The sequence below is a fragment of the Paenibacillus sp. NPDC058177 genome (assembly GCF_042883835.1).
Taxonomy (GTDB): Bacteria; Bacillota; Bacilli; order Paenibacillales; family Paenibacillaceae; genus Paenibacillus_AQ; species Paenibacillus_AQ agri.
In genome coordinates this window covers 135,613-161,541 of sequence record NZ_JBHVVB010000002.1, presented here as the reverse complement: position 1 = coordinate 161,541, position 25,929 = coordinate 135,613, and the positions used below count along the sequence as shown (strand labels likewise).

Annotated in this window: 28 protein-coding genes; 15 read left to right on the top strand and 13 right to left on the bottom strand. The window is 47.3% G+C overall.

Annotation, left to right across the window (positions count from 1 at the left end; all coding sequences use genetic code 11):
• Nucleotides 1-283 precede the first annotated feature (283 nt).
• The gene (locus ACFVU8_RS10790; protein WP_379465648.1) at nt 284-427 is read left to right on the top strand and encodes a hypothetical protein; all 144 of its coding nucleotides are present in this window, start codon (nt 284-286) and stop codon (nt 425-427) included.
• A gap of 75 nt (nt 428-502) precedes the next feature.
• On the opposite strand, the gene ACFVU8_RS10785 is transcribed toward ACFVU8_RS10790, so the two are convergent.
• The 5 genes from ACFVU8_RS10785 to ACFVU8_RS10765 form a co-directional block, all read right to left on the bottom strand.
• Nucleotides 503-976 carry a GyrI-like domain-containing protein gene (locus ACFVU8_RS10785; protein ID WP_387427351.1) on the bottom strand — a complete coding sequence of 158 codons (474 nt, stop codon included), beginning with the start codon at nt 974-976 and terminating at the stop codon, nt 503-505.
• A 96-nt stretch (nt 977-1,072) separates the two neighbouring features.
• The gene (locus tag ACFVU8_RS10780; protein WP_387427350.1) at nt 1,073-2,221 is read right to left on the bottom strand and encodes a GerAB/ArcD/ProY family transporter; all 1,149 of its coding nucleotides are present in this window, start codon (nt 2,219-2,221) and stop codon (nt 1,073-1,075) included.
• A 33-nt stretch (nt 2,222-2,254) separates the two neighbouring features.
• Nucleotides 2,255-2,455, bottom strand: coding sequence for a hypothetical protein (locus ACFVU8_RS10775; protein ID WP_175373078.1), 201 nt, complete (start codon nt 2,453-2,455; stop codon nt 2,255-2,257).
• A 16-nt stretch (nt 2,456-2,471) separates the two neighbouring features.
• A complete protein-coding gene (locus tag ACFVU8_RS10770) occupies nt 2,472-3,674 on the bottom strand; it encodes a Ger(x)C family spore germination protein (protein ID WP_379465645.1) in 1,203 nt (400 codons plus the stop codon).
• Entirely contained in the window at nt 3,667-5,235 is a 1,569-nt protein-coding gene (locus tag ACFVU8_RS10765) for a spore germination protein (protein ID WP_387427348.1), read from the bottom strand. The genes ACFVU8_RS10770 and ACFVU8_RS10765 overlap by 8 nt, the downstream gene beginning before the upstream one ends.
• 218 nt (nt 5,236-5,453) lie before the next feature.
• Here ACFVU8_RS10765 and ACFVU8_RS10760 point away from each other — a divergent pair, with 218 nt between their 5' ends.
• Together ACFVU8_RS10760 and ACFVU8_RS10755 are read left to right on the top strand one after the other, a co-directional pair.
• On the top strand, nt 5,454-5,705 hold the full coding sequence (locus ACFVU8_RS10760) for a hypothetical protein (RefSeq protein ID WP_387427346.1): 252 nt from the start codon (nt 5,454-5,456) through the stop codon (nt 5,703-5,705).
• Nucleotides 5,706-5,926: 221 nt separating this feature from the next.
• A complete protein-coding gene (locus ACFVU8_RS10755) occupies nt 5,927-6,235 on the top strand; it encodes a hypothetical protein (protein ID WP_066363626.1) in 309 nt (102 codons plus the stop codon).
• A gap of 452 nt (nt 6,236-6,687) precedes the next feature.
• Here ACFVU8_RS10755 and ACFVU8_RS10750 read toward each other — a convergent pair whose 3' ends face one another.
• From ACFVU8_RS10750 to ACFVU8_RS10735, 4 genes are all read right to left on the bottom strand, one after another.
• Nucleotides 6,688-6,867, bottom strand: coding sequence for a sporulation histidine kinase inhibitor Sda (locus tag ACFVU8_RS10750; RefSeq protein WP_387427344.1), 180 nt, complete (start codon nt 6,865-6,867; stop codon nt 6,688-6,690).
• Nucleotides 6,868-7,082: 215 nt separating this feature from the next.
• Nucleotides 7,083-7,415 (bottom strand): LytTR family DNA-binding domain-containing protein, encoded by a 333-nt coding sequence (locus tag ACFVU8_RS10745; RefSeq protein WP_379465641.1) that lies wholly within the window; start codon nt 7,413-7,415, stop codon nt 7,083-7,085.
• 137 nt (nt 7,416-7,552) lie between these two features.
• Nucleotides 7,553-8,077 (bottom strand): accessory gene regulator ArgB-like protein, encoded by a 525-nt coding sequence (locus ACFVU8_RS10740; protein WP_387427342.1) that lies wholly within the window; start codon nt 8,075-8,077, stop codon nt 7,553-7,555.
• Complete coding sequence (locus tag ACFVU8_RS10735) at nt 8,074-8,730, bottom strand: hypothetical protein (RefSeq protein ID WP_387427340.1); 657 nt, start codon at nt 8,728-8,730, stop codon at nt 8,074-8,076. Before ACFVU8_RS10735 ends, ACFVU8_RS10740 begins: the two co-directional genes overlap by 4 nt.
• 142 nt (nt 8,731-8,872) lie before the next feature.
• On the opposite strand from ACFVU8_RS10735, the gene ACFVU8_RS10730 reads away from it, so the two are divergent.
• Nucleotides 8,873-9,127, top strand: coding sequence for a putative signal transducing protein (locus tag ACFVU8_RS10730; RefSeq protein ID WP_379465638.1), 255 nt, complete (start codon nt 8,873-8,875; stop codon nt 9,125-9,127).
• 54 nt (nt 9,128-9,181) lie between these two features.
• On the opposite strand, the gene ACFVU8_RS10725 is transcribed toward ACFVU8_RS10730, so the two are convergent.
• Entirely contained in the window at nt 9,182-9,751 is a 570-nt protein-coding gene (locus ACFVU8_RS10725; RefSeq protein ID WP_175373086.1) for a thymidine kinase, read from the bottom strand.
• 239 nt (nt 9,752-9,990) lie between these two features.
• On the opposite strand from ACFVU8_RS10725, the gene ACFVU8_RS10720 reads away from it, so the two are divergent.
• The 3 genes from ACFVU8_RS10720 to ACFVU8_RS10710 are packed head-to-tail and all read left to right on the top strand — an operon-like array spanning nt 9,991 to nt 13,853.
• Nucleotides 9,991-10,200 (top strand): Ni2+-binding GTPase, encoded by a 210-nt coding sequence (locus ACFVU8_RS10720; RefSeq protein WP_379465637.1) that lies wholly within the window; start codon nt 9,991-9,993, stop codon nt 10,198-10,200.
• A gap of 40 nt (nt 10,201-10,240) precedes the next feature.
• Nucleotides 10,241-12,025, top strand: a complete 1,785-nt coding sequence (locus ACFVU8_RS10715) for an ABC transporter ATP-binding protein (protein ID WP_387427338.1) — start codon at nt 10,241-10,243, stop codon at nt 12,023-12,025.
• Nucleotides 12,006-13,853, top strand: coding sequence for an ABC transporter ATP-binding protein (locus ACFVU8_RS10710; protein WP_387427336.1), 1,848 nt, complete (start codon nt 12,006-12,008; stop codon nt 13,851-13,853). The genes ACFVU8_RS10715 and ACFVU8_RS10710 overlap by 20 nt, the downstream gene beginning before the upstream one ends.
• A gap of 638 nt (nt 13,854-14,491) precedes the next feature.
• On the opposite strand, the gene ACFVU8_RS10705 is transcribed toward ACFVU8_RS10710, so the two are convergent.
• Nucleotides 14,492-14,782 carry a DUF2627 domain-containing protein gene (locus tag ACFVU8_RS10705; RefSeq protein WP_175373090.1) on the bottom strand — a complete coding sequence of 97 codons (291 nt, stop codon included), beginning with the start codon at nt 14,780-14,782 and terminating at the stop codon, nt 14,492-14,494.
• A gap of 170 nt (nt 14,783-14,952) precedes the next feature.
• Between ACFVU8_RS10705 and lpdA the strand changes: the two genes are divergently transcribed.
• The 5 genes from lpdA to lipB all read left to right on the top strand — a co-directional run bounded on the left by lpdA (nt 14,953) and on the right by lipB (nt 21,108).
• Nucleotides 14,953-16,374, top strand: a complete 1,422-nt coding sequence (gene lpdA / locus ACFVU8_RS10700; protein WP_387427334.1) for a dihydrolipoyl dehydrogenase — start codon at nt 14,953-14,955, stop codon at nt 16,372-16,374.
• A 284-nt stretch (nt 16,375-16,658) separates the two neighbouring features.
• Nucleotides 16,659-17,690, top strand: coding sequence for a thiamine pyrophosphate-dependent dehydrogenase E1 component subunit alpha (locus tag ACFVU8_RS10695; RefSeq protein ID WP_175373092.1), 1,032 nt, complete (start codon nt 16,659-16,661; stop codon nt 17,688-17,690).
• 3 nt (nt 17,691-17,693) lie between these two features.
• Nucleotides 17,694-18,680, top strand: a complete 987-nt coding sequence (locus ACFVU8_RS10690; protein WP_175373093.1) for an alpha-ketoacid dehydrogenase subunit beta — start codon at nt 17,694-17,696, stop codon at nt 18,678-18,680.
• Nucleotides 18,681-18,910: 230 nt separating this feature from the next.
• A complete protein-coding gene (locus ACFVU8_RS10685; RefSeq protein WP_387427333.1) occupies nt 18,911-20,344 on the top strand; it encodes a dihydrolipoamide acetyltransferase family protein in 1,434 nt (477 codons plus the stop codon).
• A 62-nt stretch (nt 20,345-20,406) separates the two neighbouring features.
• Nucleotides 20,407-21,108 carry a lipoyl(octanoyl) transferase LipB gene (lipB, locus tag ACFVU8_RS10680; RefSeq protein WP_387428001.1) on the top strand — a complete coding sequence of 234 codons (702 nt, stop codon included), beginning with the start codon at nt 20,407-20,409 and terminating at the stop codon, nt 21,106-21,108.
• Between the two features lie 85 nt (nt 21,109-21,193).
• Here lipB and prli42 read toward each other — a convergent pair whose 3' ends face one another.
• Nucleotides 21,194-21,295 (bottom strand): stressosome-associated protein Prli42, encoded by a 102-nt coding sequence (gene prli42 / locus ACFVU8_RS10675; protein WP_139084594.1) that lies wholly within the window; start codon nt 21,293-21,295, stop codon nt 21,194-21,196.
• 87 nt (nt 21,296-21,382) lie between these two features.
• Here prli42 and ACFVU8_RS10670 point away from each other — a divergent pair, with 87 nt between their 5' ends.
• From ACFVU8_RS10670 to ACFVU8_RS10660, 3 genes are all read left to right on the top strand, one after another.
• Nucleotides 21,383-22,510, top strand: coding sequence for a M20/M25/M40 family metallo-hydrolase (locus ACFVU8_RS10670; protein WP_387427331.1), 1,128 nt, complete (start codon nt 21,383-21,385; stop codon nt 22,508-22,510).
• 253 nt (nt 22,511-22,763) lie between these two features.
• The gene (locus tag ACFVU8_RS10665; protein WP_387427330.1) at nt 22,764-23,714 is read left to right on the top strand and encodes an AraC family transcriptional regulator; all 951 of its coding nucleotides are present in this window, start codon (nt 22,764-22,766) and stop codon (nt 23,712-23,714) included.
• Nucleotides 23,715-23,963: 249 nt separating this feature from the next.
• Nucleotides 23,964-24,677, top strand: coding sequence for a dihydrofolate reductase family protein (locus ACFVU8_RS10660; protein ID WP_387427329.1), 714 nt, complete (start codon nt 23,964-23,966; stop codon nt 24,675-24,677).
• A gap of 1,012 nt (nt 24,678-25,689) precedes the next feature.
• Here ACFVU8_RS10660 and ACFVU8_RS10655 read toward each other — a convergent pair.
• A complete protein-coding gene (locus ACFVU8_RS10655) occupies nt 25,690-25,863 on the bottom strand; it encodes a hypothetical protein (RefSeq protein ID WP_379465629.1) in 174 nt (57 codons plus the stop codon).
• Nucleotides 25,864-25,929: the final 66 nt, after the last annotated feature.

The following is a 25,929-nucleotide window of genomic DNA, read 5'->3' as shown; positions in this document are numbered from 1 at the left end:
GTGCTATAGCAAGTAAACTGAATAATGAAACAGCGTATGAGGTGATAGGCGACCTTTATATGACGGAAGCGACATAAGGGGATGAGTGCAGTTATTTGTCACTTGTCCTTTTTATATTGTCCAAATACATATAAGAGGATGATTTATTATTGAGTAAGGTTAAACAATTGGTGAGCCGAGCACCATACAATCAGGAGTGAATTTTGCAACGTACTGCAGACTGCTATTGGTTATTTGGCTTCATGCATGATCCCATAGAATTCATGATTTGGAGAATGCAAGCATGAGCAAGCAGAATATTCAAGCCTTTCAGGAAACGCACGAAAGGTTGTTCCAAGCAATTCAAAGTTTTGCGAGGGGAATTGAAATGAAAGCGCGAAGCTACGAACAATCATCATGCTTCGCACCAGATCGCGCTTGGAATTAATAGCTTACTTCTCCCAATCCTCATCTGTCAGCCGGTGAAGCAGTAGCGTGTTATACTGCAGCAGAGCGAGGAAAATCAATCCCCCAAAGGCAAATAAATCTCAATAACACTCTCTTCTTGTTCCGGAGAACTCATATCCGCCCAGTATTCAAAATCAAACATTCGGTCACCAGCGATATCCGCTTCACGGATGGCATCATACGTTTCGCCGATTTGCGATTCGGGGCCTGTATGGGTGATCTTCGCGTAGGTTCCAGCCGGTAAGGTATGGCTAATGAATCCATCGTTCAACGTACTGAATTCACTAACTGCTACCGCAACAATACTTTCAAAAGGGACATCCGGTGTCCATTCGACATCTGGATACACTTGGACCAGATAGATGCCAGTATCGTCTAATTGGTTGGCGATTTCATGACGTCTGGCTATCAGTGCTTCGCGTAACTTTACGACAACTTCATTTTCCAGGTCTTGATTCAACGACGCTGTTGCGGCATATCCCACAAGTTTGGTTTCATTACGCTGTATTTGTACTGATTTTATCGACACGAATAACACAGCTCCTTTTACTTTTTCGTGCAGCTCCAAAGACTGCCTCTACCAAATTATACCGGGTTAGTGGGGAGAGTTCAAAAACAGAACTACTTATGCTGTATTTCTATCCTTATCATTGGGCTCGCTTTCTTTAGGTGAACCTTTCTTCCGTTTCCCTGGGACAAGTAGAATCACAAAGAATAACAGCGGTAAACCGAGGCAGAAGATGAGATCGAACCAGGGATAGTAAAAGAGCAGAATCTGGTTGTAGACGGTGATGTTGGGCGTGCTGGAGATCGTGCACACAATGATAATCATACTAAGCGGGATGGTGAGCATCCGGCTCTCCTTCAGGCGCAGCAATTGGGCCAGTCCGTTCGTTAGGGCAAAGAAGATCATAGTGGACTTGAAGAACACGGTAATAATCCATAAAAAGGTCAGGATCACTTCAAGGCGTTCAAGGAATTTCCCAATGGTGATTTTTTGTGCCAGTACAAAGGCCGGATAATATTTGGTCTCCATGAGCATGGGACCGAGCACCAATACACATAAACTGACCACGATGAGCAAAATGAGTCCGCCAATGGCGTAGCCCGTCAGGATGGGCTTTGTCAGCTTGGTATTGCTGTGTACATGCTGGGTCAGCATCAGAATAAATACGATTTCCGTAAAAGCCTGAGTGAACGCAGGGAACATCCCTTTCAATACAGGTCCCATTCCATGGGGTAGAATCGGTTTTGCATTGGTGGTCTCAATCTGTGGCATCAGAAAAAATACCAGACATAGAAACAATATCAGAAACACCGGAAAAAGCAGCTCGCCCATCCGGGCAAAAGCCTCTATTCCGTATCGGTAAGCAATAATAATAACCGCGCTAAACAATAGCAGTATCGCACTGACAGGTGTTTCGGGCATCATCTGTGTCGTCATGAATTGACTCATTTCACTCATGAGCGTAAGGGAACACATGAAGAATTGGAATAAAATCAGCAGCGTAATGATGCTACCTGTAACAATGCCGAATTTATTCTGAACAGCAGTAATAAGACTCTTTCCTTTTAGCCGGTTAGCAATTCCTGCGAACAGAACCCCGACTCCCAGCCCGATTATGCAGGAGAGCAGCATGGAAATCCAGGAATCTTGTTTGGCATAATAGGCAATCATAGTCGGCAGAACTAGAATAGAGTCACCGATAATTCCGAGTATGATCAGAATGGTGAACTGACGCGCTGATATTTTTTCCATGGCGTTTGTCTGCATGTGTTTCCTTTCTCCCGTACAGCGCTGGAATAGCTACGAGAAGTTGATTTTCACAAGCTGAAGTAGATTGGGGAGCGGGGCGTCCAATACCAGAGCTATATATATTGCCGTTCCTGTAAACAGCAGTACAAGAAATACGACAAGCTCCCACTTCCGTTTTCTATGCAGTAGTCCCGGTATTTCCAGTCCAAGGGCCACCACAGCCAATGCTAGCACCCCAATGACTGAAGCCATAGTCTCCCTCCCTTACTCATGATTCCAGGGTCGTATTGCCGGTTGTTCCGGTTTTGCGTATTAACATTTCGATTTTGTAACGGACTTTGGTCTTAGATAAGAAATCTTCAATCCAGCTTTCTTTGATGGTATCCCAGTAGTGGGGATGGCTCTTGGCAATGACTTCTCCGAAGCCCAGAAAATCGGATTTCATTTTCTTGGAACGATGGACTGCCGCTTCGGCATTGCTGCGGATGATTTCAACAGCCTGATTCTGCAATTGGGTAATAGTATCAGGGTCCATCAAATTAATATCACGACATGATTTTTGATTGATACTTCCTTCGGATCGTATAGATATCGTCATCTCCGGTATTCCGTCGATAATTTTGGACTCTACTTTCGATTTGGAGGAGGTGACTTCAATTCCTGTGTAGAAAGTTGGGCCACATGGAATTTCAATAGAGGTGCTCTCCAATTTATTGGTAATGTCGGTATAGCCCTTGCTCTCCTGCTGGTTCAACCATCCGATCAACTTATCCCCTTTGAATGCTGCGATACCGTTGTACCGAAAACGACTGTGTGGGAGAAATGTTTCAAGGTTGCTTTTTGCTTCGGCCTGTTGCAGATTGCCGATCAGCTTGATTCCGGTCAAAGTCAAATCAACACCGTTACTGGATAATTTCTTCATCACGTCATCCATCGTAACAGATACTGTAGGTGCCCAATTTTTCTCCGATGTCTCTAGAGAATGAAGCATGCTGTAGGTAGGAAGTTTCTCAAGCGGGGTATATAGCTTCAGAATATTCTCCGCCTTTGTTTCACGGGCAACTACCACATTGAAATCCATGCGATGTTCATTGTCACGAAGCGCATTATCTACGAAATCGCTGATCCCTCTTTTCGCAAGTTCCTCACCGATGACATAGAATTGCAGATGTCCCATATACACTTTACGTGGCGCCTCTGCCGTCAAGAAACGGGCGGCTTCTAGCAATGTTTTACCCCTGCCTTGAAACAAGGTGGTTGGCGGACGATCTCCACCTCTTTTTTGCGCAGATATTTCACTTGGGTTGACCACCTGGAAGGAGACAAGAAATTCATCATCTACCCAGTCAAACCCGATTCCCAGCACAATCAGAAGTTCGTTCAACTCGCGTCTGCTCCAGCAGCCGGTCAACGAGAGGAAACAGAGCATAACGATCATTAATTTTATAATGGTGACTTTACATTTATCCATGTTTACGTAACCTTTCCTTGCCTCTTCCCACCGTAGTTTCAGAACGTCTGAACATTAGCCACCTTGGCATCCGCAGCAGGGAGTCCTGCATTTCTACTTCCCGGTAGGGGGAAATGGGCGACAGGTAGGGCTCTCCAAAGGAACGAAGCGCACAAAGATGGAGCAATAATACGAAGATGGCCATAAATATACCAAGAAGACCAAAGCTGGCGGCTACAATCATGAAAAGAAATCGCAAAATTCGGATAGGAATCGACATGCTGTATGCAGGAATTGTGAATGTGGAGATCGCTGTGACAGCAACGACAATTACCATTGCGGCGGACACAATCCCGGCTTCTACTGCAGCTTGACCAATGACAAGTGTACCGACCACGGATACCGCTTGTCCGGTGGCCTTGGGCATACGCAGGCCGGCTTCACGCAATATCTCGAAGGTCACTTCCATAATAGTTGCTTCGACAAACGCGGGAAAAGGTACGCCCTCACGCTGCGCAGCCAGACTGATTAGTAGGGGAGCCGGAAGCATGTCACGGTGAAACGTCGTAATGGCAATATAAAGGGACGGGAATAGCAGGGAAATGAAGAATCCAATGAAGCGTAAAAGGCGCAGCAAGCTCGCATAGACGGATCGCTGGTAATAATCCTCCGGGGATTGGAAGAAAGTGATCATCTGAGTAGGGACAAGCAGCGCATTGGGGGTTCCGTCCACCAGAATCGCGACTTTCCCTTCCAGTAATTGGGCGGCGACGTTATCAGGAAGCTCGGTATTATAAACGGTGGGAAAAAGTGAGTATTTGCCATCCTCTATCAATTCCTCAATATAGCCGCTGTCAAGGATGCTGTCGATCTCAATGGATTGTAAACGTGATCTGGTCATTTCAATGACAGAAGGCTTGGCAACGCCGTTGATGTACATCATCGTAACATCGGTTTGTGTCGCAGATCCGATAGCGTACGTCTCCAACCAAAGTCGGGGATCTTTTATTTTTCTTCTTACCAATGCGGTATTGGTGCGCAGCGTCTCGTTGAAGCTTTCTCTCGGTCCGCGTATCGATGTCTGATTGCTGGACTCCCCGATTTCACGACCCTTCCATTGCCGGATATCGGCACAATAGGCAAAATCAGAGCCATCCAGCACAATAATGGCCTCACCAGACAGCAAACTTGTATACAAGGAGCCGAATTCTGTCACGGTTTGAATCGAACCTATGCCGATCAGAAGCTCTCTGGCTAACAAGGCCGGGCCATCGTAGTGGTCCTTAGTGGTCTCATTATTACGTAAGCTAATGCCTCTCATATTTCCGATTAGTACATCTGTTAGATATTGATTAATGATAGCTGAATCTGACATTCCATCAACATAGATGATTGCCGCCGCTGCTTTTTCCGTATGTTCATAACAAACCATGCGAATAACAACGTCATCGCTTTCTCCCAAATCAAGCCGAATCCGTTTTGTATTGGAATCAATCTCTGTATAGATCGGAATTTTCGCATATTCAGGCATGCTTTGAGACTCATTTTTGTGGTGCATAAAGGCGGACGATTTTCTCTGCATGAACAGAACCTTCTCTCTCCGGTGCACATTTCTTTCCTATTATGACCAGTGCCAAAAAAGTCTATGCACAGCGGAAAAGAGGCTCCGTAGAACCGTAATGACATCGTTAGAAATGTATCACCTAGCCTCCGTATTTTGAAATTTGATTTACATAAAGTCCCAAGTTCAATATACTTTAATCAGGTGGGAGTTCTAATGGTATGGAGGGAGGACGAAGTTTGAAGTACCTTTTAAGAATTCTCGGTATTCTGTTTTCATTAGCCACCATTGCACTGGCTCTGTATTTATCAATTAATGATTATAATCCCGCTGATCAAGCCATGCGTACATGGTCGATGGTAACGATGTGTGGTGCAGTGATCTTTAATGGGGCACACTTTTATACAAGAAGAAAAGATAACCGGGGATTAATATCGTTGATTGTTGGAATAATAATCTTATTAGTGGTCGTTTTCAAATTTCCTTTCTAAATGGCAAGCAAGCCGAAGAATTTGGACGGGGCAGAGCTCATGTAATATTTGGATAAAATCTTCTCTGAGCGAACCCTTTACCATCCCTTGTCCTGATGTGTTATGATTAGAGATAGGATCGTACTGAAAGAAATGAATCTGTTGCCCTTTCTTACAGCCATCTATTTTAAGTTGAATCAGAGCATACATTACCAATGGGGAAGAGAAAAGGGGATACGCTATTGAAGATTACCATGAAATTCACCAGCAAAGGAAAGGCAGCCATTGAATACTTTAACAACGAGGAACTGCTGGAGATCTTTACGAGATATATCAGAACTCTAACTAAAAAGTATGATATTGAAGTAGACATACCTGCGGAGAGCAACACAAACATCGTTGGAGATGGTGTGCTGACTGCGTTGGCTAAGAACGTTAACTGTGATGCAGATACCTTCTTTAAAGAGCTGGGCCGTGATGTTAAAGTCCCTTTGAAGAAAAGAATTGGCGTCAAATTAGACAATGTCTTTAAGACAGAGATTGTTGAATAATATTGCAATGAGCAATATGAATTGAAAAAGAAACCAGGCATCGCCCGAGTGGAGGTGCCTGGTTTTTTATGTTCAGGGCTGCTGAACAACGAATTGTTGTTCTTAAATAGCTGTCGGTGGCAGCAGTGACGACGCTTGAACCGAGATCATACGTGTGCTACTTAAGTATCAAAGTGTAATTAACGGCATTTTCGTATCTTAAATCTTCTGAAGCTAAGGGTTAAGTGGAGATTAAGTGCAATATTGTACCTTAAATCTTCCAAAATACCCCGTTCAGCGCGCTTTTCCTGAAAATAAGATACAAAAATGACCTTATTTCCCTCATTTGACTATATTGGAGGAAAATAAGGTACAAAAATGTTGTTAGTTGGGAGTATTCCCTCTTTTTCACTGTTAAAACGACTGGTGAAGGACTGGTGAAGGGAATATTCTGCTTCTAGACTTCAGGTACCTTATAATTTGTGTTTACACGCATAGAGAAGGTTTCTGCGGCTCAGGACATTTTCAATAATATCGATAAATTCTGGAGAGGCCTTGGCTTCGATGGCCAATTCATAAATATCTATCAATTGTTCGTCGGATAGCATATCGAGTGATGAAGGGCGCGGAATGGGATGAAAATGATAATCCATAGGATTCCTCCAAAGAGTAGTAAGAATAGGATCAGGACCCTAATATAAATGGTACCATTTGCCATTGAATCCGTCTCCTGCCATTCGCGCTGCGAATTTATCTTTACTTATTATAGACTTTAAGCGATAATTAACTTTTTGTGTAAAATATGTATTATGAGAAATGAAAAACGGCGACCTATCCTCCATGAGGACAGTATCGCCGTTCTTGTTTTTTAATCCCGAGTTTTGTTGCGGTCATACAGATACTTTTTGATTCGGGCTTCGTTTGATTCCGAGACGTTAGTGAAATACTCCCCTTGATTGAAAAAAACGATCTTCCGTTCGGAATCATAACCGTCAATATTGTTGATGTTCACGACGTTGCTGCGGTCCAGACGTTCAAAGCCCTTGCTACCATAAGCGGCGAAAAGATCGGAAAGTGTGGTGGGGAGAACAAATTCGCCTTCTTTCGTATGGACGAATATCGTATTTTTGTAATTGGAGAAATACAATATTTCTTCCTCCAGAATCTCCTGGGAGGAACCGTCATTTAGCAAGACACGCATGTTTTCCCCGTCCTTGTTCGACTACTTCCGCAGTTCTTTTGGAGCTTCTGGACTGTGTAGTCCAATCTTCAAGACGGATGCAAAAAAACGGGCAGATCCGGAAAGCGTTGAAGAGGCGAGTTTAGCTGCAGTTTTCTTCATGATTTTATCCTCCTTTTCCAAGGTATTATTGTTAAGGACTGGGCTAAGAAAGCAAGTCCGATAACAGCAGAGCCAATGAAGAAGTTCAGAGAAACCAGAATTATTGAGAATTTTTTTAGCATGGGATACCACTGAGGCTGTATTTGGGCATTTTTGTCCGGGTTTGGTGCGAACAAAAACATGATTAGCAAGCTTACGCTGTTGATGATCCAAACTAGGTTGCTTTCAAGGGTGATCAAATACGGAGTTAGGGTACATAGTAAAATCGTGACAATATTGCAGGCTGTTGCTGTTTTAAGATGAAACCCGCCAGAGAGAAATCGTAATGAAGAAAAGCATAGTATAAAGATTATGGATTCATTTAAGTTACCCAGTAGCCAGCCCAGCATCAAAGTACCGAGAAAAATCACCATAGTATTCAAAATAATATTTAAAGCATATTGCATGACTTCAATAGAGGATGTTTCTTCTGGATTGGTATGTTTTATCAAGCTGGCAATTTTGTACGCTAACTTATTCATATCGTATCTCCAAAATTCTTTTTTCTTGAGAGATATAAATAACCGTATAGAATGATTGCATAGAACAGCGGCATCAAACGAAAGTATGGAGATGAACTATTGAAAAGGTAAAGCATTAGTACGACTACAGTAATAGAGGGGAACGACAAAGCAAACAGTATCTTTTCACTGTGACTTATATTTATTTTTCCATCGGGTTTATCAGGAACAAAATCAAAACCTTTTCTTCTCTTACCTATATAAAAAGCTATAGAAAAAACTAAAAGAGCGGATAAACATTGTAGGAAATATATTCCTAAGGAATTGGTAGGAATAAGAAGTGTAGAAATGAATGTTCTATTCAGGACTAAATAAACAAGGGATTGAATAAGCATATAGGTTTGATAGGCCATACCCGTCATGATTGCGGCATAGAAGATATGAATACGAAATAATTGCCACAAAAAGCAAAAAACTAATAAGTATTGTACTAAAATATCAATTTCAGCCAAACCATATACAATTCGAATAGTATAAGAGAAAAAGGCCATGATAAAGCCTGCGAATATAATTTCTTTTACATACAAATCAATTTTAAAAACCTTAAATGCGAAATAGAATAATGTAGAACTCTCTATAACAGAAAAAATCATGAATAGCACAAAATCCAACATGCTGACACTCCCGGTAATCAGACTAATAAATCCTTAATCTACCAAACAGTATACAGAATATGCTAAAATACAACAACGATAAATGACACTTTCCGGCAAAAAATTCTTAAAATGTATTTGATAGAGACGAGGAGGGTTAACATTGAGTTTGTTGCGTAGCATACTGGATTTCTTTATTCCAAGGGAACGCTTTTTGCTGTATTCCACATTCGATCAAATGCAATATCTCAAGGTTAAGAATCATCTGCTTGCTGAAGGTATACCGCATCGTTCCAAAATTGATGGGGGAAGCGCAGGCTTGAACCAGCGCACTAGGGCCGGAGGACGACCCAATCCTAAATATGAGCTGTATGTCCGGAAGGAAGATGAGCACAGGGCACTGCAGGGCATACGCTGACTTTGATAAAAAAAAGCATTCCAACCGATGAACCGGTTCGGAATGCTTTTATCGTTACAAAGGGGGATTCTTGTGGCATCTGCGGCACACGGGATAGTATGCTTCATTGCCGCCGATCAGAATCTGCTTGCCGCTGTAGACGGGTTTACCGTTCTCTACGCGGAGGGCCATGGTTGCTTTGCGTTCACAGAACCAGCAGATCGTCTTCATCTCCTCGATTTTGTCCGCATAGATCAGCATATATTTACTACCTTCGAAGAGGTTGTTCTGAAAATCATTTTTGAGCCCGAACGCCATCACCGGAATATCCAGCTCATCGACAATCCGCACAAGCTGCAAAATGCTGTCCTTATTCAAAAACTGGCATTCGTCAATCAATACACAGTGGGGCTTGGGCAGATTTCTGCTGACAATCCCGAAGATATCGGTGTTATCATCAATCGGAATGGCTTGTTTACGAAGTCCGATGCGTGAGGTGATATAGCCCACTTCGTCCCGGTCATCAATGGAGGGCGTAAACATCAGCACCGATTTTCCCTGCTCCTCGTAGTTATGTGCGACTTTCAATATCTCTATGGATTTTCCACTGTTCATTGCCCCGTATCTAAAAAACAACTGTGCCACGTCCATCTATCCTTTCGTTGGTACCCGCTTGATTATGATCCCGAAAATTGCGACCTTAACAGAGTATCATATTCAGCCCCGGAGAAGCCAGTGTCAATAATGCGTTCTACAGTCTTCTTGCGCTCAGGTTGTCGTAAAGATCATTCTGACAGGATATGCTATAATTAATTCTATTGCAGTGAAACATGAGTTCGTATATCAGGCACGGTTCCTAGCGTGTGTAGAAGGGAGGGAATGGCATGGCTGAGCAATACGATGACTACAAGGAACGGATAGCGGCACTCGAAGCGAGCGGGGATTTATCCGAGGCGGCTAAGCGTCTTTTGGAAGAGATGCTAGGTGATCTGGCCGAGAGTAATCGCAGTAACAAGGCATTGAGACGGGTGATTTTGAAAACAGGCCAGTCATCCACGATGTCTACCCGCTTGCGGGAAGCATTGTATGAATAAGCAGAATAACGGGTAATGGAATATTACGGAGGAAATGCTTATGGACATAATTTTTTCTTTTCTCAAAAAATACAGAGTTGCCTCCATTGCTGCACTGGTCATGATGGTCATTGAGCTAGCTGTGGAATTGTCCCAGCCCCTCCTGATTTCCAAGATTATTGATGACGGAATCAGGGAGCAGAAGGCATCGGTGGTGTGGCTATGGGGTGGAGTGCTCATTGGTAGCGCAGTCCTGGCATTTATAGCTGGTGTACTTAGTTCTTTTCTCGCTTCACATGCCAGTCAGAGCTTTGCCTTCGATCTGCGGGATCGGTTGTATGAGAAGGTACAAGGCTTCACGTATGAAGTGTTTAACCGCTTTGCCACCTCGTCGCTGATTACCCGTCTGACCGTTGATGTGTCCCAGCTACAGGATACGGTGTTCATGAGCCTGCGTTTTATGACCCGGGTTCCGCTCGTAGTATTGGGCAGTGTGATTATGGCGCTGGTCGTGCATTTTAAGCTGGGCCTGCTGTTGGCAGTAACGTTGCCCATTCTGATCGTTTTTTTATATTGGGTGATGAAAAAAGCCTCGGCGCTGTTCCGTAAGGTTCAGAACCGGCTTGACGGCGTAAACAGTGTCATTCAGGAAAATCTGACAGGTATTCGCCTGATTCGGGTCTTTGTACGGATGGGCCATGAGATTGGCCGTTTTGCTAACTTTAGCGGCAATTTGATGAAAACAACGATATCTGCACTTCGTCTCACAGAGACTACGATGCCCTTCATTCTATTGATTGTAAATGCTGCAATTGTGGCTGTTCTATGGTTCGGGCGTGTGGATATTTCTACAGGAAGTGCCACCTTGGGAGAGACAGTTGCAGTTATCAATTATTCACTGCGGACGATCGGAGCATTATCCGCACTGTCTTGGATTGTGGTGACCTTCTCCCGCGCCCGCGCGTCCTCACAGCGGATTGGGGAGGTCATGGCCGCCGGCAACCCGGCTTCGGACGGGACGGCAGGAGCGTTGGGCTTTTTATCACATGCGACACCAAACTCAGGGAATGCTAATCATTCTGCTGCAGCGATCAAGGGCAGTGTTGTTTTCGACGGAGTGAGCTTCCGCTATCCGGGCAGCGAGATCGCTGTGCTGGAGGATGTGTCGTTTGCGGTGCAGCCAGGGCAACGAGTGGCTATTATGGGCGCTACCGGTTCCGGAAAATCCTCGCTCGTTGGACTGATCCCCCGTCTCTATGAAGAGAGTGGCGGGATGATCACAGTGGATGGAGTGAACTCCGCCAAACTGGATCTCAATAAGCTTCGCGGCGCGATCGGTTATGTTCCACAGGAAGTGCTGCTCTTCAGCGGCACGGTGCGGGAGAACATCGCCTGGGGCAATGAGCATGCCACCCAGGAGGAGATTGAGCAGGCGGCAGCAGCGGCCCAGATTCATGAGACGATCGCTAATCTGCCGAAAGGCTACGATACACTGCTGGGACAACGGGGCGTTAATCTGTCCGGTGGTCAGAAGCAGCGGCTGACGATTGCTCGGGCACTTGTCCGCAAGCCGGCGATACTGATTCTTGATGATAGTACAAGTGCGCTGGACGCGGTGACCGAAGGCTTGCTGCTTCAGGCTTTGAAGGAAATGTCCTGTACAACATTCCTGATTACTCAGAAGATCAGCTCTACAGTATCTGCAGATTTGATTCTGCTATTGGATGAAGGTCGTTTGATTGGGCGCGGTTCACATGCTGAGCTGATGGCCAGTTCGAAGCTGTACCGGACCATTCTTGAATCACAGACAGGGGAGGCGGAGCAACATGTTGAAAGCCTTACTTGAAGCGTTCCGCCATCCGAAGCCGGACATCGAACTGGGGGCGGGTAGCGGATTCGGGACACCTTCCGGACGCAAGCCCAAGGGTAAAGCCAAGGACTGGTCCGGTACTCTGAAACGGCTCTGGAGCTACCTTGCTGTGCGCAAAGCCAAGCTGGGACTGGTGTTATTTATGGTAATCCTCAGCTCGGGCTTGTCGCTGCTAGGTCCTTACATGATCGGAATGGCGGTGGACGATTATCTGGAAGGCGCAGGGGGCCGGTCCTGGGGAATCTTCCTCGGCGGACTGTCGCTAGTATATATCCTCTATTCACTAACCTCTTGGCTGCAAAATATCTGGATGATCGAGGTGGCTCAGGAGACGATCTACCGGATGCGAACCGAACTGTTCGCTTATCTCCACAGGCTGCCAATCTCGTTTTTTAACCGCAGACAGCAGGGCGAGATTATGAGCCGTCTGACCAATGATATCGAGAATGTCAGCTCTACGCTAAACAGCTCGGCGATCCAGATTTTTTCCAGTGTACTTACACTGGTGGGAACAGTGGTCGTTATGCTGTGGCTTAGCCCGCTGCTTACCCTGTTAACGTTTATTGTGGTGCCATTAATGCTGTTTGGCATGCGCTGGATTACGCGGCGCACAGGTCCGCTTTTCAAGGAACGGCAGCGCAATATGGGTGAACTGAACGGCTACATTGAAGAAACCTTGTCCGGCCAACGGATTATTAAGGCCTTCTCCCAGGAAACCAGAGTGATCCAGGGCTTCCGTGAACGGAATAACCGGATCATGCTCTCCGGGTACTGGGCACAGTCGATCTCCGGCTTCATTCCGAAGCTGATGAACGGGCTCAACAACCTGAGCTTTGCCATTGTCGCCGGAGTCGGCGGATTGCTGGCAATCCATGGCTCCATCTCGGTTGGTGTTATTCTCGTATTTGTGGAATACACCCGCCAATTCACCCGGCCGCTTAACGATTTGGCGAACCAGTGGAATACGCTGCTATCCGCTGTGGCTGGGGCTGAACGGGTATTTGAGGTGCTGGACGAGGAGACTGAGGCCAGCGATGAAGGAGCGGCTATCGCACTGGAGCATGTAGCAGGGGCCGTCCAATTCAGCGAGGTGGCTTTTTCCTATGACGGAGAAGGTGATACGCTGCAGAATATCAGCTTCGAGGCGAAGCCCGGCGAGATGATTGCCTTGGTGGGGCCGACAGGTGCTGGAAAAACAACGCTAATCGGCCTGTTATCCCGCTTCTACGATCCGAGCGAAGGCCGGATTATGATAGACGGCAGGGATATCACCTCGATCAAGCGCGAGAGTCTGCGCGGGCATATGGCTTTTGTTTTGCAGGATTCCTTTCTCTTCAAGGGCAGCATCCGGGACAATATCCGCTACGGTAAGCTGGATGCTACCGATGAGGAAGTCGAGCAGGCAGCGAAGCTGGCCAATGCGCATTCCTTCATCATGCGGATGCCTGGCGGTTATGATCGAATGCTGTCTGCAGATGGCAGTGGAATCAGTCAAGGGCAGAAGCAACTGCTGGCGATTGCGAGAGCCATTCTGGCCGACCCGGCCATGCTTATCCTGGATGAAGCGACGAGCAGCATCGATACGGTGACAGAGGTCAAAATTCAGGAAGGCTTGCAGGCGCTGATGAAGGGCAGAACCAGCTTTGTCATCGCCCACCGCTTGAACACGATTCGTGCAGCGGACCGTATTCTTGTCTTGCGGGGCGGCAGGTTGATCCAGCAAGGCGCCCATGAGAAGCTGCTACAGGAAGAGGGACTGTACCAGGAACTGGTACAGGGTCAGCGTAAAGCAGCTGTTAACTGACCTGAGGACATCATCGGCCAAAAGTCCAAACATCCACCGTAGGGCCGACCGAGTCTTATGTTGTGACTTAAGTCCGGATCTTAAGTTCGTATCTTAAGTACGTCATATAGAGCAACAAAAGAGGCTCTCCGAAGGCGCATTTGCGCAGTCACGGGGAGCCTCTTATTTGATGTGTTAACGTTTGGGAGTTTTTTGAGAAAACAAATATGTGGAACGTATTGAAATAATGATTTACGAAGAGAGACTAACGAAGTTTGGCTAACGAACTGCAATTAACGGCATTTTTGTACCTTAAATACTCTGTAGCTAAGGCTTAGTGGGAATTAAGTGCAATATTGTACCTTAAATCTTCCAGAATACCCCGTTTAGCGTGCTTTTTTGAAAATTAAGATACAATAATGCCCTTATGTTCTTCTTTTCCCTAAATTGAAGAAAAATAAGATACAAAAATGCACTTAATTGCGAGGCGGACCATTTTCCACTGTTAAGACAACTTGTACAGGCGATGGGAGATTTGCATATTAAAGCCTTACCTTCACTAGAAACGCCTGATCTTTTGTATGTATCCTAATTTCGCTTGAAAATTTCAAGAAATATAGGATGAAAAAATGCTGCTAGATGGGTAAGTGAGCCATGTTTCACGGTGTTGTTTCTTCAGCCTTCTGCTTCTCCCGAAAACGGGGGCCGACGTAATTGCGTTTGCGGTCACGGGTGAGAATCCAGCCGCCGAGGAAAGTCATGCCTGCTGCGAACAGCACCAGTCCCCCGCCAAAATGAAGCCAGGCGAATACCGGAGTAACACTATCATCTCCATGCATGGAGTAATAGTCGAAGATATCATCCTTCATCATGAGAAAGCCCTTCATGGCGACAAGGCCGGGAATTACAAGGATAAGGATGGCAATAAAGCGTGAAATGAGCAGTCTCATAAGTGTCTCCTACCCTTCTAGGCGCTGTAAGTTCAACATTATGATAACGCTTCAATCTATAAAAGTCCATTGACATATGACGAATATACATTTTGTAATAGGCTAAAAAGGGAGTACAATGTAGTAGATTAACATTCAAAGCTAAGTGTAATGACTGGAGGATACATATCATGACAATTTCATGCGACGTGGCAGTGCTAGGTGGGGGAACCGGGGGTTATGTGGCCGCAATCCGTGCTGCACAATTGGGGAAATCTGTTGTCGTCATCGAAATGGACAAACTGGGCGGAACCTGCCTGCATCGTGGCTGTATTCCAAGCAAGTCGCTCTTGCGCAGCGCCGAGGTGTACGCGGAAATACAGGAGAGCGAAAGCTACGGCATTGAGACTAATGGCGTAAAGCTTGTATTCCCAAAAGTACAGCAGCGTAAGGAATCCGTAGTCGATCAACTTCATCAAGGCGTACAGTATCTGATGCGCAAAAATAAAATACAAGTCATCAAAGGGAAAGGGCGCGTCACTGGCCCTTCTATTTTTTCTCCACGCAGTGGTGCCGTGGCGGTGGAGCTGGAAGATGGCGAGATGGAGACCGTTGTCTCAGAGCATCTCATTATCGCTACCGGTTCCCGTCCGCGTGTTCTGCCAGGACTTCAGCCTGACGGCAAGATGATCCTCAGCAGTGAAGAAGCCTTGACGCTGGAAGAGCTCCCTGCTTCGATGATCATCGTCGGCGGCGGAGTTATTGGTGTAGAATGGGCTTCCATGCTGGCTGATTTCGGTGTGGACGTGACAGTGGTGGAGGCCGCAAACCAGCTTCTGCCGCAGGAAGATGAGGAAGTGGCACGTGAACTGCAGCGCCTTCTGAAGAAAAGAGGCGTTAAGATTCTGACAGGTACGACTGTGGATGCAGAGAGCTTTAGCAGCAGCGGGGATACGCTGTCCATCGAAGCAACTAAAGGTGAGCAGCGGCAGGTTCTGACAGCGGAGAAGCTGCTCGTATCCGTAGGACGGGTAGCCAATGTGGAGAATATTGGTCTAGAGAACACAGACATCCGCGTAGAGAAGGGTGTTATCTCCGTCAACGCCAACATGCAGACCAGCGAACCGCATATCTATGCGATCGGTGACTGCATTGGCGGATTGCAGCTGGCCCATGCGGCCAGCCATGAAGGCATCCGGGCCGTGAATCATCTAGCCGGGGAGCTGCTTCATCCGTATCATCCCCACCTTGTTCCCCGCTGTGTGTACACACGGCCTGAGGTTGCAAGTGTCGGTTATACGGAAAAGGAAGCTAAGGCTTTAGGGCATGATGTTGTCACTGGCAAGTTTCCTTTCTCGGCCATTGGCAAAGCTATTGTATATGGCCTGCAAGACGGGTTCGTAAAGGTTGTGGCTGATCGCAGCAGCCGTGACATTCTGGGTGTGCAGATGATCGGGCCGCATGTGACCGATCTGATCGGGGAAGCGGCGCTGGCCCAGCTGCTGGACGCGACGCCATGGGAAGTCGGCGAGGCGATCCATGCGCATCCGACGTTGTCGGAGATCGTGGGCGAAGCCATGTTGGCAGTGGATGGTAAAGCAATTGGCTTGTAAAATGGGCTGCGAGGGACTTGAGGGACAGCAGAGAATGGGTTCTGCTGCCCAAACGGCTTCAAAAGGGCTGTCAAACGTTTATTTCCGGCTTTTCTTTTTGAGTAAGTTGGGATTATAATAGACTCAAGCCAAGTCTTAGTACCTGGTTTTAAGATCAGGGTATAGGTGGTCCTAAAACAGTCTAAGATTTGAGGATACATGAACAAGCGTATGCTTCCAAAGCCGTTTCGGATGAAGGAGCTGAAAGAAGTTGCGCTTACCAAACTTTAGGAGGTACCTCACTTATGGAATTGCAAGGTACTGTAGAAACGGTTAACCGACATAAGCAGCTTGGACTCAGCGACGGCCAGGTCATTGATATGTACAGATATATGCAGCTCTCTCGCAAATACGATGAGCGCAGCCTGCTGTTGCAGCGCGCCGGGAAGATCAACTTCCATGTCTCTGGTATCGGCCAGGAGGCGGCTCAGGTTGCAGCCGCTTTTGCACTGGACCGGCAGAACGATTATTTTTTGCCATATTACCGTGATTATGCTTTTGTGCTCTCAGTAGGAATGACGGTGCGTGAATTGATGTTGTCTGTCTTCGCTAAAGCGGAAGACCCCAATAGCGGTGGCCGGCAGATGCCGGGTCATTTCGGCAGCAAACGCCTGCGGATCGTGACCGGCTCAAGTCCGGTAACGACTCAGGTACCACATGCGGTTGGCTTTGCGCTGGCTGCCAAGATGCAGAAGAAGCCGTTTGTTTCTTTTGTTACCTTTGGTGAAGGCTCCAGTAACCAGGGGGATTTTCATGAAGCGTGCAACTTTGCTGGGGTCAACAAGCTTCCGGTTATTATTATGTGCGAGAACAACCAGTACGCCATCTCCATTCCAGCCCACCGCCAGCTTGGCGGGAAGGTCAGCGACCGCGCGCTAGGTTACGGATTCCCGGGTATTCGTGTTGACGGTAACGATCCGCTGGAAGTATATCGAGTGGTGAAGGAAGCCCGCGAACGTGCGCTGGCGGGTGAAGGTCCTACCTTGATTGAAGCGATGATGTATCGTCTCGGACCACACTCGACTTCTGACAACGATCTGGCTTACCGGACGAAGGAAGAGGTTGACGAGAACTGGAAAAAGGACGGCGTAGCCCGTTTCCGCGATTATTTGACAGCTCTGGGACTGTGGAGTGAGGAGCAGGAACGCGATCTCGTTGCAGAGTACAATCTGGAGCTGAAAGAAGCTATTGAATACGCCGACAATGCACCGTTCCCGAAACCGGAAGAAACGCTGCTGCATGTGTACAGCGATTCCCAGTCACAAGGAGGGGTATAAGCGATGGCTATGATGGAATATATTGACGCTATTCGGCTGGCGATGAAGGAAGAGATGGAGCGTGATGACTCCGTGTTCGTACTGGGTGAGGATGTAGGCGTGAAGGGCGGCGTGTTCACGACGACCAAGGGCCTTCAGGAACAGTTCGGTGAAGAGCGTGTGCTGGATACACCACTTGCGGAATCCGCGATTGCCGGGGTTGCCATCGGTGCAGCCATGTATGGTATGAAGCCGATTGCTGAGATGCAGTATTCGGATTTCATGCTGCCAGCCACCAACCAAATTATTAGTGAAGCGGCTAAAATCCGTTACCGTTCCAATAATGATTGGGACTGTCCATTGGTGATCCGTGCGCCTATCGGCGGCGGTATCTTCGGGGGGTTGTACCATTCACAGTGTGCTGAATCCATTTTCTTCGGTACACCAGGCCTGAAGATTGTAGCTCCTTATTCGGCCTATGATGCCAAAGGCCTGCTGAAGGCCGCTGTACGTGACCCTGATCCGGTATTGTTCTTCGAACATAAGAAATGCTACAAGCTGATCAAAGGGGACGTTCCTGAGGGTGACTACACAGTGCCGATCGGCGAAGCGAACCTGCTGCGCGAAGGTAGCGATATTACGGTTATCGGCTATAGCCTCCCAATGCATTTTGCCATGCAGGCAGCGGAAGAGCTGGAACGTGAGGAGGGTATCACAGCGCATATCCTTGATCTGCGCACGTTGCAGCCACTCGATACCGCTGCGATTATCGCAGCAGTTCGTCAAACGGGCAAAGTGCTGATCGTCCATGAAGACAACAAATTTGGCGGTGTAGGCGGCGAGGTTGCAGCCATTATTGCCGAGCATTGCCTGTTCGACCTGGATGCGCCAATCTTCAGACTCTGCGGTCCCGATGTACCTGCTATGCCAATCAGCCCGCCAATGGAGAAATTCTTTATGCTTAGCAAGGACAAAGTGAAGGCGGAAATGCTTCGACTGGCGCAATACTAACATTTATTAGTCTTTGCGGAGCGGATGCTTTCGAAGCGAGTTTTTACTGCGGAGTAGCCCCAGGGAGTATACCTCCGTAAAACTAAGAGTATGCTTCCGAAGCAAGTTTTACTGCGGAGTAACTCTAGGAAGCACGGCTCCGTAAAACTAAGAGTATGCTTTCGAAGCGAGTTTTACTGCGGAGTAGCCCCAGGAAGCACGGCTCCGTAAAACTTTTAAGGAGTGAAATTATGTCTGACAATCAAAAGTTGACCGACGTGGTTATGCCCCAGCTCGCGGAATCGCTTGTGTCGGCAACCATCGGCAAATGGCTGAAGAAACCGGGTGATCCGGTTGAGCAGTATGAGCCGTTGTGTGAACTTATTACGGATAAAGTAAACGCTGAGCTTCCATCCACTGTTGATGGAATTATGGGTGAGCTTCTGGCTGAGGAAGGCCAGACGATTAGTGTAGGAGAAGTGATTTGTCGTATCGCTGTACCTGTATCGCCTTCTGAAGCGGCTTCAGCCGCGGCTAGCGCTGCTTCGCAACCTATAGCTCCTGCGGGAGTACCGGCATCACCAGTGGCTCCGACTGCTGGCAGACCTGCGCTTTCTGCTTCATCTGCGGATGCTCCGATGCGTGCCCGCTATTCCCCAGCTGTTCAGACGCTGGCAGCGGAGCATAACATTGATTTAACTGCGGTTACTGGTACAGGAATGGGCGGACGCATCACCCGAAAGGATGTGCTGTCGTATTTGGAAGCTGGAGGGGCCGCTACTGCTGGGCAAAATGCACCACAAGCATCAGCTCCTACTCCTTCACAGGCACCAACATATGCACAGTCGCCAACACCTACAGTTCCATTTGCACCGCCGATGGCAGAAGGTGCATCCGCATCGCATGAGCCAGTCCGCCATTCTGGACTGCATCTGAGTGAATCTCCGCGTATTCCGTCGGTTGAAATTGAAGGGGCACAAAATGGCGCTTCCGAATACTTGATCGATGTCACACCGATCCGCAATACCATTGCGACCAGAATGCGCCAGAGTGTGTCAGAAATTCCACATGCCTGGACCATGATTGAAGTGGATGTTACAAATCTCGTGGCTTTGCGCAACAAGCTGAAGGATGATTTCAAGCGCAAGGAAGGTATCAATCTGACTTACCTGGCGTTTATGATGAAAGCAGTGGTTAGTGCAATTAAGGATTATCCGATCATGAACTCGGTCTGGGCCGTTAACAAAATCATCGTGAAGCGCGATATTAACATCTCGCTGGCCGTCGGCACGGAAGACTCCGTAATGACTCCGGTGATTAAGAAGGCTGATCAGAAGAATATCGCTGGTCTGGCTCGCGAAATTGACGAACTGGCTCAGAAGACACGGGAGGGCAAGCTGCGTCTCGACGACATGCAAGGCGGAACCTTTACCGTCAACAATACCGGCTCATTTGGTTCGATTTTGTCTTATCCAATAATTAACTATCCACAGGCGGCAATCCTGACCTTTGAATCCATCGTGAAAAAGCCCGTTGTCATCAACGACATGATTGCCGTGCGTTCTATGGCGAACATCTGTCTGTCGCTGGATCACCGGATTCTTGACGGTGTGATTTGTGGACGCTTCTTGCAGCGTGTAAAAGATAATATTGAAGGCTATACGCCGGAGACGAAGCTTTACTGATCCATACCCGGCCCATCACAGGATACAGAGACTCACTAAAGGGGACCTGACGCATGGAGAACTTGAATGACCACAGGCTGCGTATTTCCTATGCACCATTGATGGAATATGGTGCAGCCTGGGAGCTGCAGAAGGAGCTTGTGCAAGGGATTGATCGCGGAGTGCAGCCGGAGCAGTTGATCCTTTTGCAGCACCCTCCTACCTACACCATCGGATCGCAGAATCATCCTGAGCACCTTCTTCTGGACAGCGTACAGCTGCAGGAACAAGGCATTGCTTTGTTTGAAATCGACCGTGGCGGGGATATTACATATCATGGTCCTGGACAACTGGTCGGTTATCCGCTGTTGAAGCTGGGGGAACAGGGCAGAGTAGATCTTCATGGTTATTTGCGCACTTTGGAGGCGGTAATTATTGATTATCTTGCCTCCCATGGCATTGTGGGCAGCCGCAAGCCGGAATATACAGGGGTATGGGTAGGCGATGAGAAGATTTGCGCGATCGGTGTGAAGTTTAATAAAAGCAAGCACCGCAGGGGCTTTATTACCAGCCACGGCTTTGCTTTTAACATTTCTGCCGGAATTGCCCGTCAAGGCTTTCAGGGCATTGTTCCATGCGGCATTACGGAGTACGGGGTAACCTCCCTGGAGGAATGCGTTGGCCGCGTAATGGAAGTTGAGGAAGTTGCACAGTCGCTAATTCCTTATTTTCTGCAGCATTTTCCTTTTGATAGTGAAGCCATATCGTCCTGGAATGAACATTAAGTGTGATGGGTCCGGGAAAATGGCAAGTCCAAATAGCGGCCGGGAGAACCCTGGCCGCTATTATTATCGTTGCCTGTGCAGGAAACTAGCCGGCAAGGAAGGGCTCGATGACAACCAGCAAGGTGGATGCGATCATAGCGATCAGCATAACGTAGATAATGATGCGGAACCATTTTTGACGTTGCATGAGTGACTCCTTTTGAATTAGTTTAAGTTATGAACATATCACAATTACAAACTATTGTAACGTATCCGTGAAAGAGAGGGAAGTCCAGTGATTGTACAGGACCGATTGATACAGGAATTTATGGAGCTTGTCCGTGTGGACAGCGAGACGGGAAATGAACGGGAAATCGCCGATGTGTTGACGAGCAAGTTCAAAGCACTGGGTCTGGAGGTTGTCGAAGATGACTCCCAGGAGCGGACAGGACATGGAGCAGGCAATTTGTTTGTAACGTGGCCTGCAGTTCAAGGGGTTACGGCGCCTAAGCTGCTGTTTACCTGCCACATGGACACAGTGGTGCCCGGCAAAGGAATTAAGCCAACCCTGCATGAAGACGGCTGGATTACAAGTGACGGAAGCACGATTCTGGGTGCTGATGATAAAGCCGGATTAGCAGCACTTTTTGAAGCGATCCGGGTAATCCAAGAGCAAGGTCTGCCGCATGGTCAGATTCAATTTGTTATCACAGCGGGTGAGGAGTCCGGTTTGCTGGGCGCTCGAGCTATGGACCCTAAGCATCTGGACGCTGAGATTGGCTTTGCGCTTGACTCCAATGGTGAAGTAGGCGCGATTGCGGTGTCTGCACCGACTCAGGCGAGAATTACAATGCAAATCTACGGAAAGTCGGCGCATGCCGGGGTCAATCCGGAGGATGGCATCAGTGCCATTCAGGTGGCGAGCAAAGCAATCTCGGCGATGAAGCTCGGTCGAATTGACAACGAAACTACTGCCAACATCGGCAAATTCGCCGGCGGTGGCCCGACGAATGTTGTCTGTGACCATGTGCAGCTCGATGCGGAAGCCCGCAGTATTGTGCAGGAGAAGGTGGACCGGCAGATCGAATCCATGCGCGAAGCGCTGGAGACAACCGTTCGTGAACACGGCGCGGAATGTGAATTCCGCAGCGAAGTGATCTATCCGGCGTTCAGCTTCAACCAGCATGATCCCGTTGTGCAGCTTGCGGACCGTGCGATCACCTCGCTTGGCCTGACGACCCGCCTATTCGCTTCCGGCGGTGGCAGCGATGCCAATGTGTTCAATGGTCTGAAGGTACCGACAGTCAATCTAGCCATTGGTTACGAGCATATTCACACAACCCAAGAGCGGATCAAGGCTGCGGATATCGCTAAAGCCGCCGAACTGGTGGTTGCGATCATTCAGGAAAACATTAAGGGATAGGCTGACCGCAGCTTCCCCTCTGCGCTTAACTAAAAGAGCTGTTATCTGACCGGCATTGTGCCAGTCCAGGTAGCAGCTCTTTTTGCAAGGGAGTAGGGATAGACAGCTAGATGCAAGCGTAAGGTGATGAGGTAATTGTGAATTACGAGAAAGATGTGAGTGGTGGAGCTGAATTATAAATCATTCAAATTGATTGTTCCTCAGGACGTTTATGCTATATTAAATTTCAAACAAAAAAACGGAGGTGATTTTTGTGGAATCCTTAAACGGAAGAAAAATGAAATCCGACAATATATCGAGCGACATTTATACGATTTATGAACAGTTGACAGAAAAACTTCTGCGCCTTTTGCCAGAACCGCAGAAGGCAGACACAGCCTTGGATGGATTGGTACTACTCCGGCGAGACGTTCCGACTCAGGATGAAAGCAATATATATAGACCAGTAATTGGCCTGATTGTTCAAGGCCGCAAAAGGACGATCTTCGGAAATGGGAAAATGGAGTACGGTGAAGGAGAGTTTATGGTCTCCGGCGTAGACATGCCCTGTATTAACAGCGAAATAGAAGCCTCCCCGCAAGCTCCTTTTTTGTCTTTGAGCCTGCCTTTGGATATTTCTCAAATTGCCCAATTAGCTACCGAGGTTCCGCTTGATGGCAAAGTGGATACGAATGACCATTGGGGAATCTGCTCCGCCACATCAACGCTGGAAATCGCAGGCTGTTTTCTACGCCTAATCAGTTTGTTGGAGAACCCGGAACGAATACCGATTCTCGCGCCTCTGATTATAAGGGAGATTCATTATCACTTGATAATCGGTCCCCTTGGCGGGTGTCTACGAGCGATTGGTACTCAGGGCACTCCTATTAATCGGGTAGCTCAGGCTATCACTTGGCTGCGCAATCATTTTCATGAACCTCTGTTAATCGAGAATCTGGCGGAGCAGGTTCACATGTCTGAATCCACCTTCAATCGCCACTTCCGGAAAGTGACTTCATACAGCCCGTTGCGGTTCCAAAAGCGCCTGCGTCTATACGAAGCACAACGACTGATGCTGTTCGATAATCTGGATGCGACTACCGCTTCCTTCAAAGTTGGCTATGAAAGCCCGACTCAATTTAGCCGGGAATACAAACGCGAGTTCGGTGAGCCTCCGCATCGGGATATCAGCCGGATGAGGGCCGCTGGCATGCTTCTTGATTAGTAGTATATAACTCGCCGCTTGGCGGCGATTTCACTTCCAAATCCCTCTAAAACAAAGTGTGAAATCGGAATCAGAATGGGCGAATTAGGCAATAATCTGCCCGGATCGTGTAGTGTATTTCTACGTTCAAAGTTCTATTCTTAACTAAGAGTTCAGAACGCTCCGTACAAACCCCTGAAGAGAAAATAGGGAGACGGAAGTGTTGTGAGCTTTGATTTTACACAATCCAATTAGAGAGGGAATGAATGTATGAAACCAATGATTATTTGTCATATGGAATCGACAGTCGATGGCAGGCTTGATGTTACACGTTACAGCAAACCGTTCGATGGAAAGAGCAGTGATGAAGTTCTGGATATCTATTTTCAGATCGCTGAGCAAGTGGGGGGTGAAGCCACAATTCTTGGGCGCGTAACACTACAGGAGTTTCTTTCACTAAAGACTTTTGAGCATGGCGACGAAGCGCCCACGAAGGACCGTAACCCTTTTGTTGGTACAAGAAATGGAAAACGCACGTTCATCGTAACAGACCCTGGCGGCAAAGTGATGTACGATGAACACTCAGACTATTGCTTCATAGCCTTACTTAGCGAACAAGTTTCGGATCGTTATCTAGAGCATCTGCGTGACCGAAATGTCTCTTACTTGTTTAGTGGAGCTGACGGTAAAGATATGACGAAGGCCATGGAGATACTTGGGAATGATTTTGGCTTCAAGAAGTTAAGGCTTGAAGGAGGCGGAATTATTAATGGTAATTTCCTGAAAGCTGGTCTTCTCGATGAGCTGAGCCTTCTAATATATCCGGGAATCGATGGCCTGTCCGGTATGCCTTCTATTTTCGAATACAAAGGAAAAGGGGAAGAGCTGCCGGCAGCCGGACAAGCGTTAGAACTGACCTCGGTAAAACAATTGAACGATGGTATGGTTTGGTTATATTACAAATTCCATAAAATTGATAATTAAATTGTTGTATAAAACAAATTGAGCTACCGGTCTATCGTTGAGTCAAGCCCGGTGGTGCTGTCTCGTTCCATAACAAACGTAAAGCTCGTACAGGCAGGATATTATGACTTTCCTACGTATTACGAGCTCTATGCAAATCGCACTTATGCGGTTGAACGCCGTATACCGAACGGTACATACGGTCGTGTGAGAAGTTGGCTACTCAGTTAATGGGTAGCCTCCTACTCCATTATTCCATCCCGATATACATAGGAGTAAGAAAAAAAGACGATTGATCAGGGAGCCACCGTATATATGGCAGGCCAAGAGACTTAGTGAAAATGCGCTGTGCGAGTTTGCCGTAAATCAACCTCATTTTGAAACCGTGATGTCCGAAAAAGCAAATGCGAGCAAAACTAAATACCTGAATACATACATAAAAGAGTAGGAGGGGCAGATAATCCCCATCCCTACACCACCGTACATGAAGGTACGCATACGGCGGTTCCAAGAGGTTAAGCACGCTCCATAATAACGTGAAAGCACACGTTTCAGCCCTCTCGCTTCCCAGTAGGAAGTCGGAGGGCATTATTTTTGTTCCGAGGTAATTGCGGATTACGAGAAGAGATGAAATAGTTACGATTACCCAGAAGAGGTGTAGTCACTGGGTTAGCATTCGGGGGTGGGGGAGCTGCATTTTAAATGGAATAACTGGAAAAAGTCCCGCTAATTTCTGCAGAATCGTTACATTACAAAAAATAACAGGATTTGCTCCTGTTATTTCAGATCCAAGCCTAGTTTGTTAGTTGAAACCTCTGGAATAGCGGGAAATTTTCCCGTTAATCAGTTCCGAATGCGCAAAAGAGTTGAATTAACGGGAAGAAATCCAGTTACGTACCTCAGTAACTATCGATGTCCAGTCCATGTGCTATCTATGTGTTATCCATGAGCCGTAAATGTCGCCATCGGTGTTGATGTCTTTGAAGTTATTTATAAGAAGTTTATTTAGCATTTTGATAAATTAAGAGGCTATTTACCCAGCCTTAGAAGAGCGGACCCGCGCTTCATCATGCAGAGAGAGGACGTAAGCCAGCGGCATATCCCTTCCGTACCGATCGATCCATTCGGCCAGCATGGCCTTAATTTGCGCTGGTGATCCTGCCATCATGACGGCGGCTGAGCTTGTACGGCTGAAGAACTTGTTCATTGTCCGTTACCTTCTTTCCTGATAAGTTTGCTATAATACACCGTATGCAGAACAGAGACAAAGGAG

Excerpts from the sequence above, each read along its gene's own strand:
- ACFVU8_RS10690 (WP_175373093.1), top strand. The coding sequence starts at position 17,694 with ATGGCTATGATGGAATATATTGACGCTATTCGGCTGGCGATGAAGGAA.
- lpdA (WP_387427334.1), top strand. The coding sequence starts at position 14,953 with ATGACAATTTCATGCGACGTGGCAGTGCTAGGTGGGGGAACCGGGGGT.
- ACFVU8_RS10750 (WP_387427344.1), bottom strand. The coding sequence starts at position 6,867 with ATGGATTATCATTTTCATCCCATTCCGCGCCCTTCATCACTCGATATG.
- ACFVU8_RS10710 (WP_387427336.1), top strand. The coding sequence starts at position 12,006 with ATGTTGAAAGCCTTACTTGAAGCGTTCCGCCATCCGAAGCCGGACATC.
- prli42 (WP_139084594.1), bottom strand. The coding sequence starts at position 21,295 with ATGCAACGTCAAAAATGGTTCCGCATCATTATCTACGTTATGCTGATC.
- ACFVU8_RS10735 (WP_387427340.1), bottom strand. The coding sequence starts at position 8,730 with ATGTTGGATTTTGTGCTATTCATGATTTTTTCTGTTATAGAGAGTTCT.
- ACFVU8_RS10790 (WP_379465648.1), top strand. The coding sequence starts at position 284 with ATGAGCAAGCAGAATATTCAAGCCTTTCAGGAAACGCACGAAAGGTTG.
- ACFVU8_RS10775 (WP_175373078.1), bottom strand. The coding sequence starts at position 2,455 with ATGGCTTCAGTCATTGGGGTGCTAGCATTGGCTGTGGTGGCCCTTGGA.
- ACFVU8_RS10720 (WP_379465637.1), top strand. The coding sequence starts at position 9,991 with ATGGCTGAGCAATACGATGACTACAAGGAACGGATAGCGGCACTCGAA.
- ACFVU8_RS10715 (WP_387427338.1), top strand. The coding sequence starts at position 10,241 with ATGGACATAATTTTTTCTTTTCTCAAAAAATACAGAGTTGCCTCCATT.
- ACFVU8_RS10655 (WP_379465629.1), bottom strand. The coding sequence starts at position 25,863 with ATGAACAAGTTCTTCAGCCGTACAAGCTCAGCCGCCGTCATGATGGCA.
- ACFVU8_RS10705 (WP_175373090.1), bottom strand. The coding sequence starts at position 14,782 with ATGAGACTGCTCATTTCACGCTTTATTGCCATCCTTATCCTTGTAATT.
- ACFVU8_RS10695 (WP_175373092.1), top strand. The coding sequence starts at position 16,659 with ATGGAATTGCAAGGTACTGTAGAAACGGTTAACCGACATAAGCAGCTT.
- ACFVU8_RS10745 (WP_379465641.1), bottom strand. The coding sequence starts at position 7,415 with ATGCGTGTCTTGCTAAATGACGGTTCCTCCCAGGAGATTCTGGAGGAA.
- ACFVU8_RS10740 (WP_387427342.1), bottom strand. The coding sequence starts at position 8,077 with ATGAATAAGTTAGCGTACAAAATTGCCAGCTTGATAAAACATACCAAT.
- ACFVU8_RS10660 (WP_387427329.1), top strand. The coding sequence starts at position 23,964 with ATGAAACCAATGATTATTTGTCATATGGAATCGACAGTCGATGGCAGG.
- ACFVU8_RS10685 (WP_387427333.1), top strand. The coding sequence starts at position 18,911 with ATGTCTGACAATCAAAAGTTGACCGACGTGGTTATGCCCCAGCTCGCG.
- ACFVU8_RS10770 (WP_379465645.1), bottom strand. The coding sequence starts at position 3,674 with ATGGATAAATGTAAAGTCACCATTATAAAATTAATGATCGTTATGCTC.
- ACFVU8_RS10780 (WP_387427350.1), bottom strand. The coding sequence starts at position 2,221 with ATGCAGACAAACGCCATGGAAAAAATATCAGCGCGTCAGTTCACCATT.
- ACFVU8_RS10765 (WP_387427348.1), bottom strand. The coding sequence starts at position 5,235 with ATGCAGAGAAAATCGTCCGCCTTTATGCACCACAAAAATGAGTCTCAA.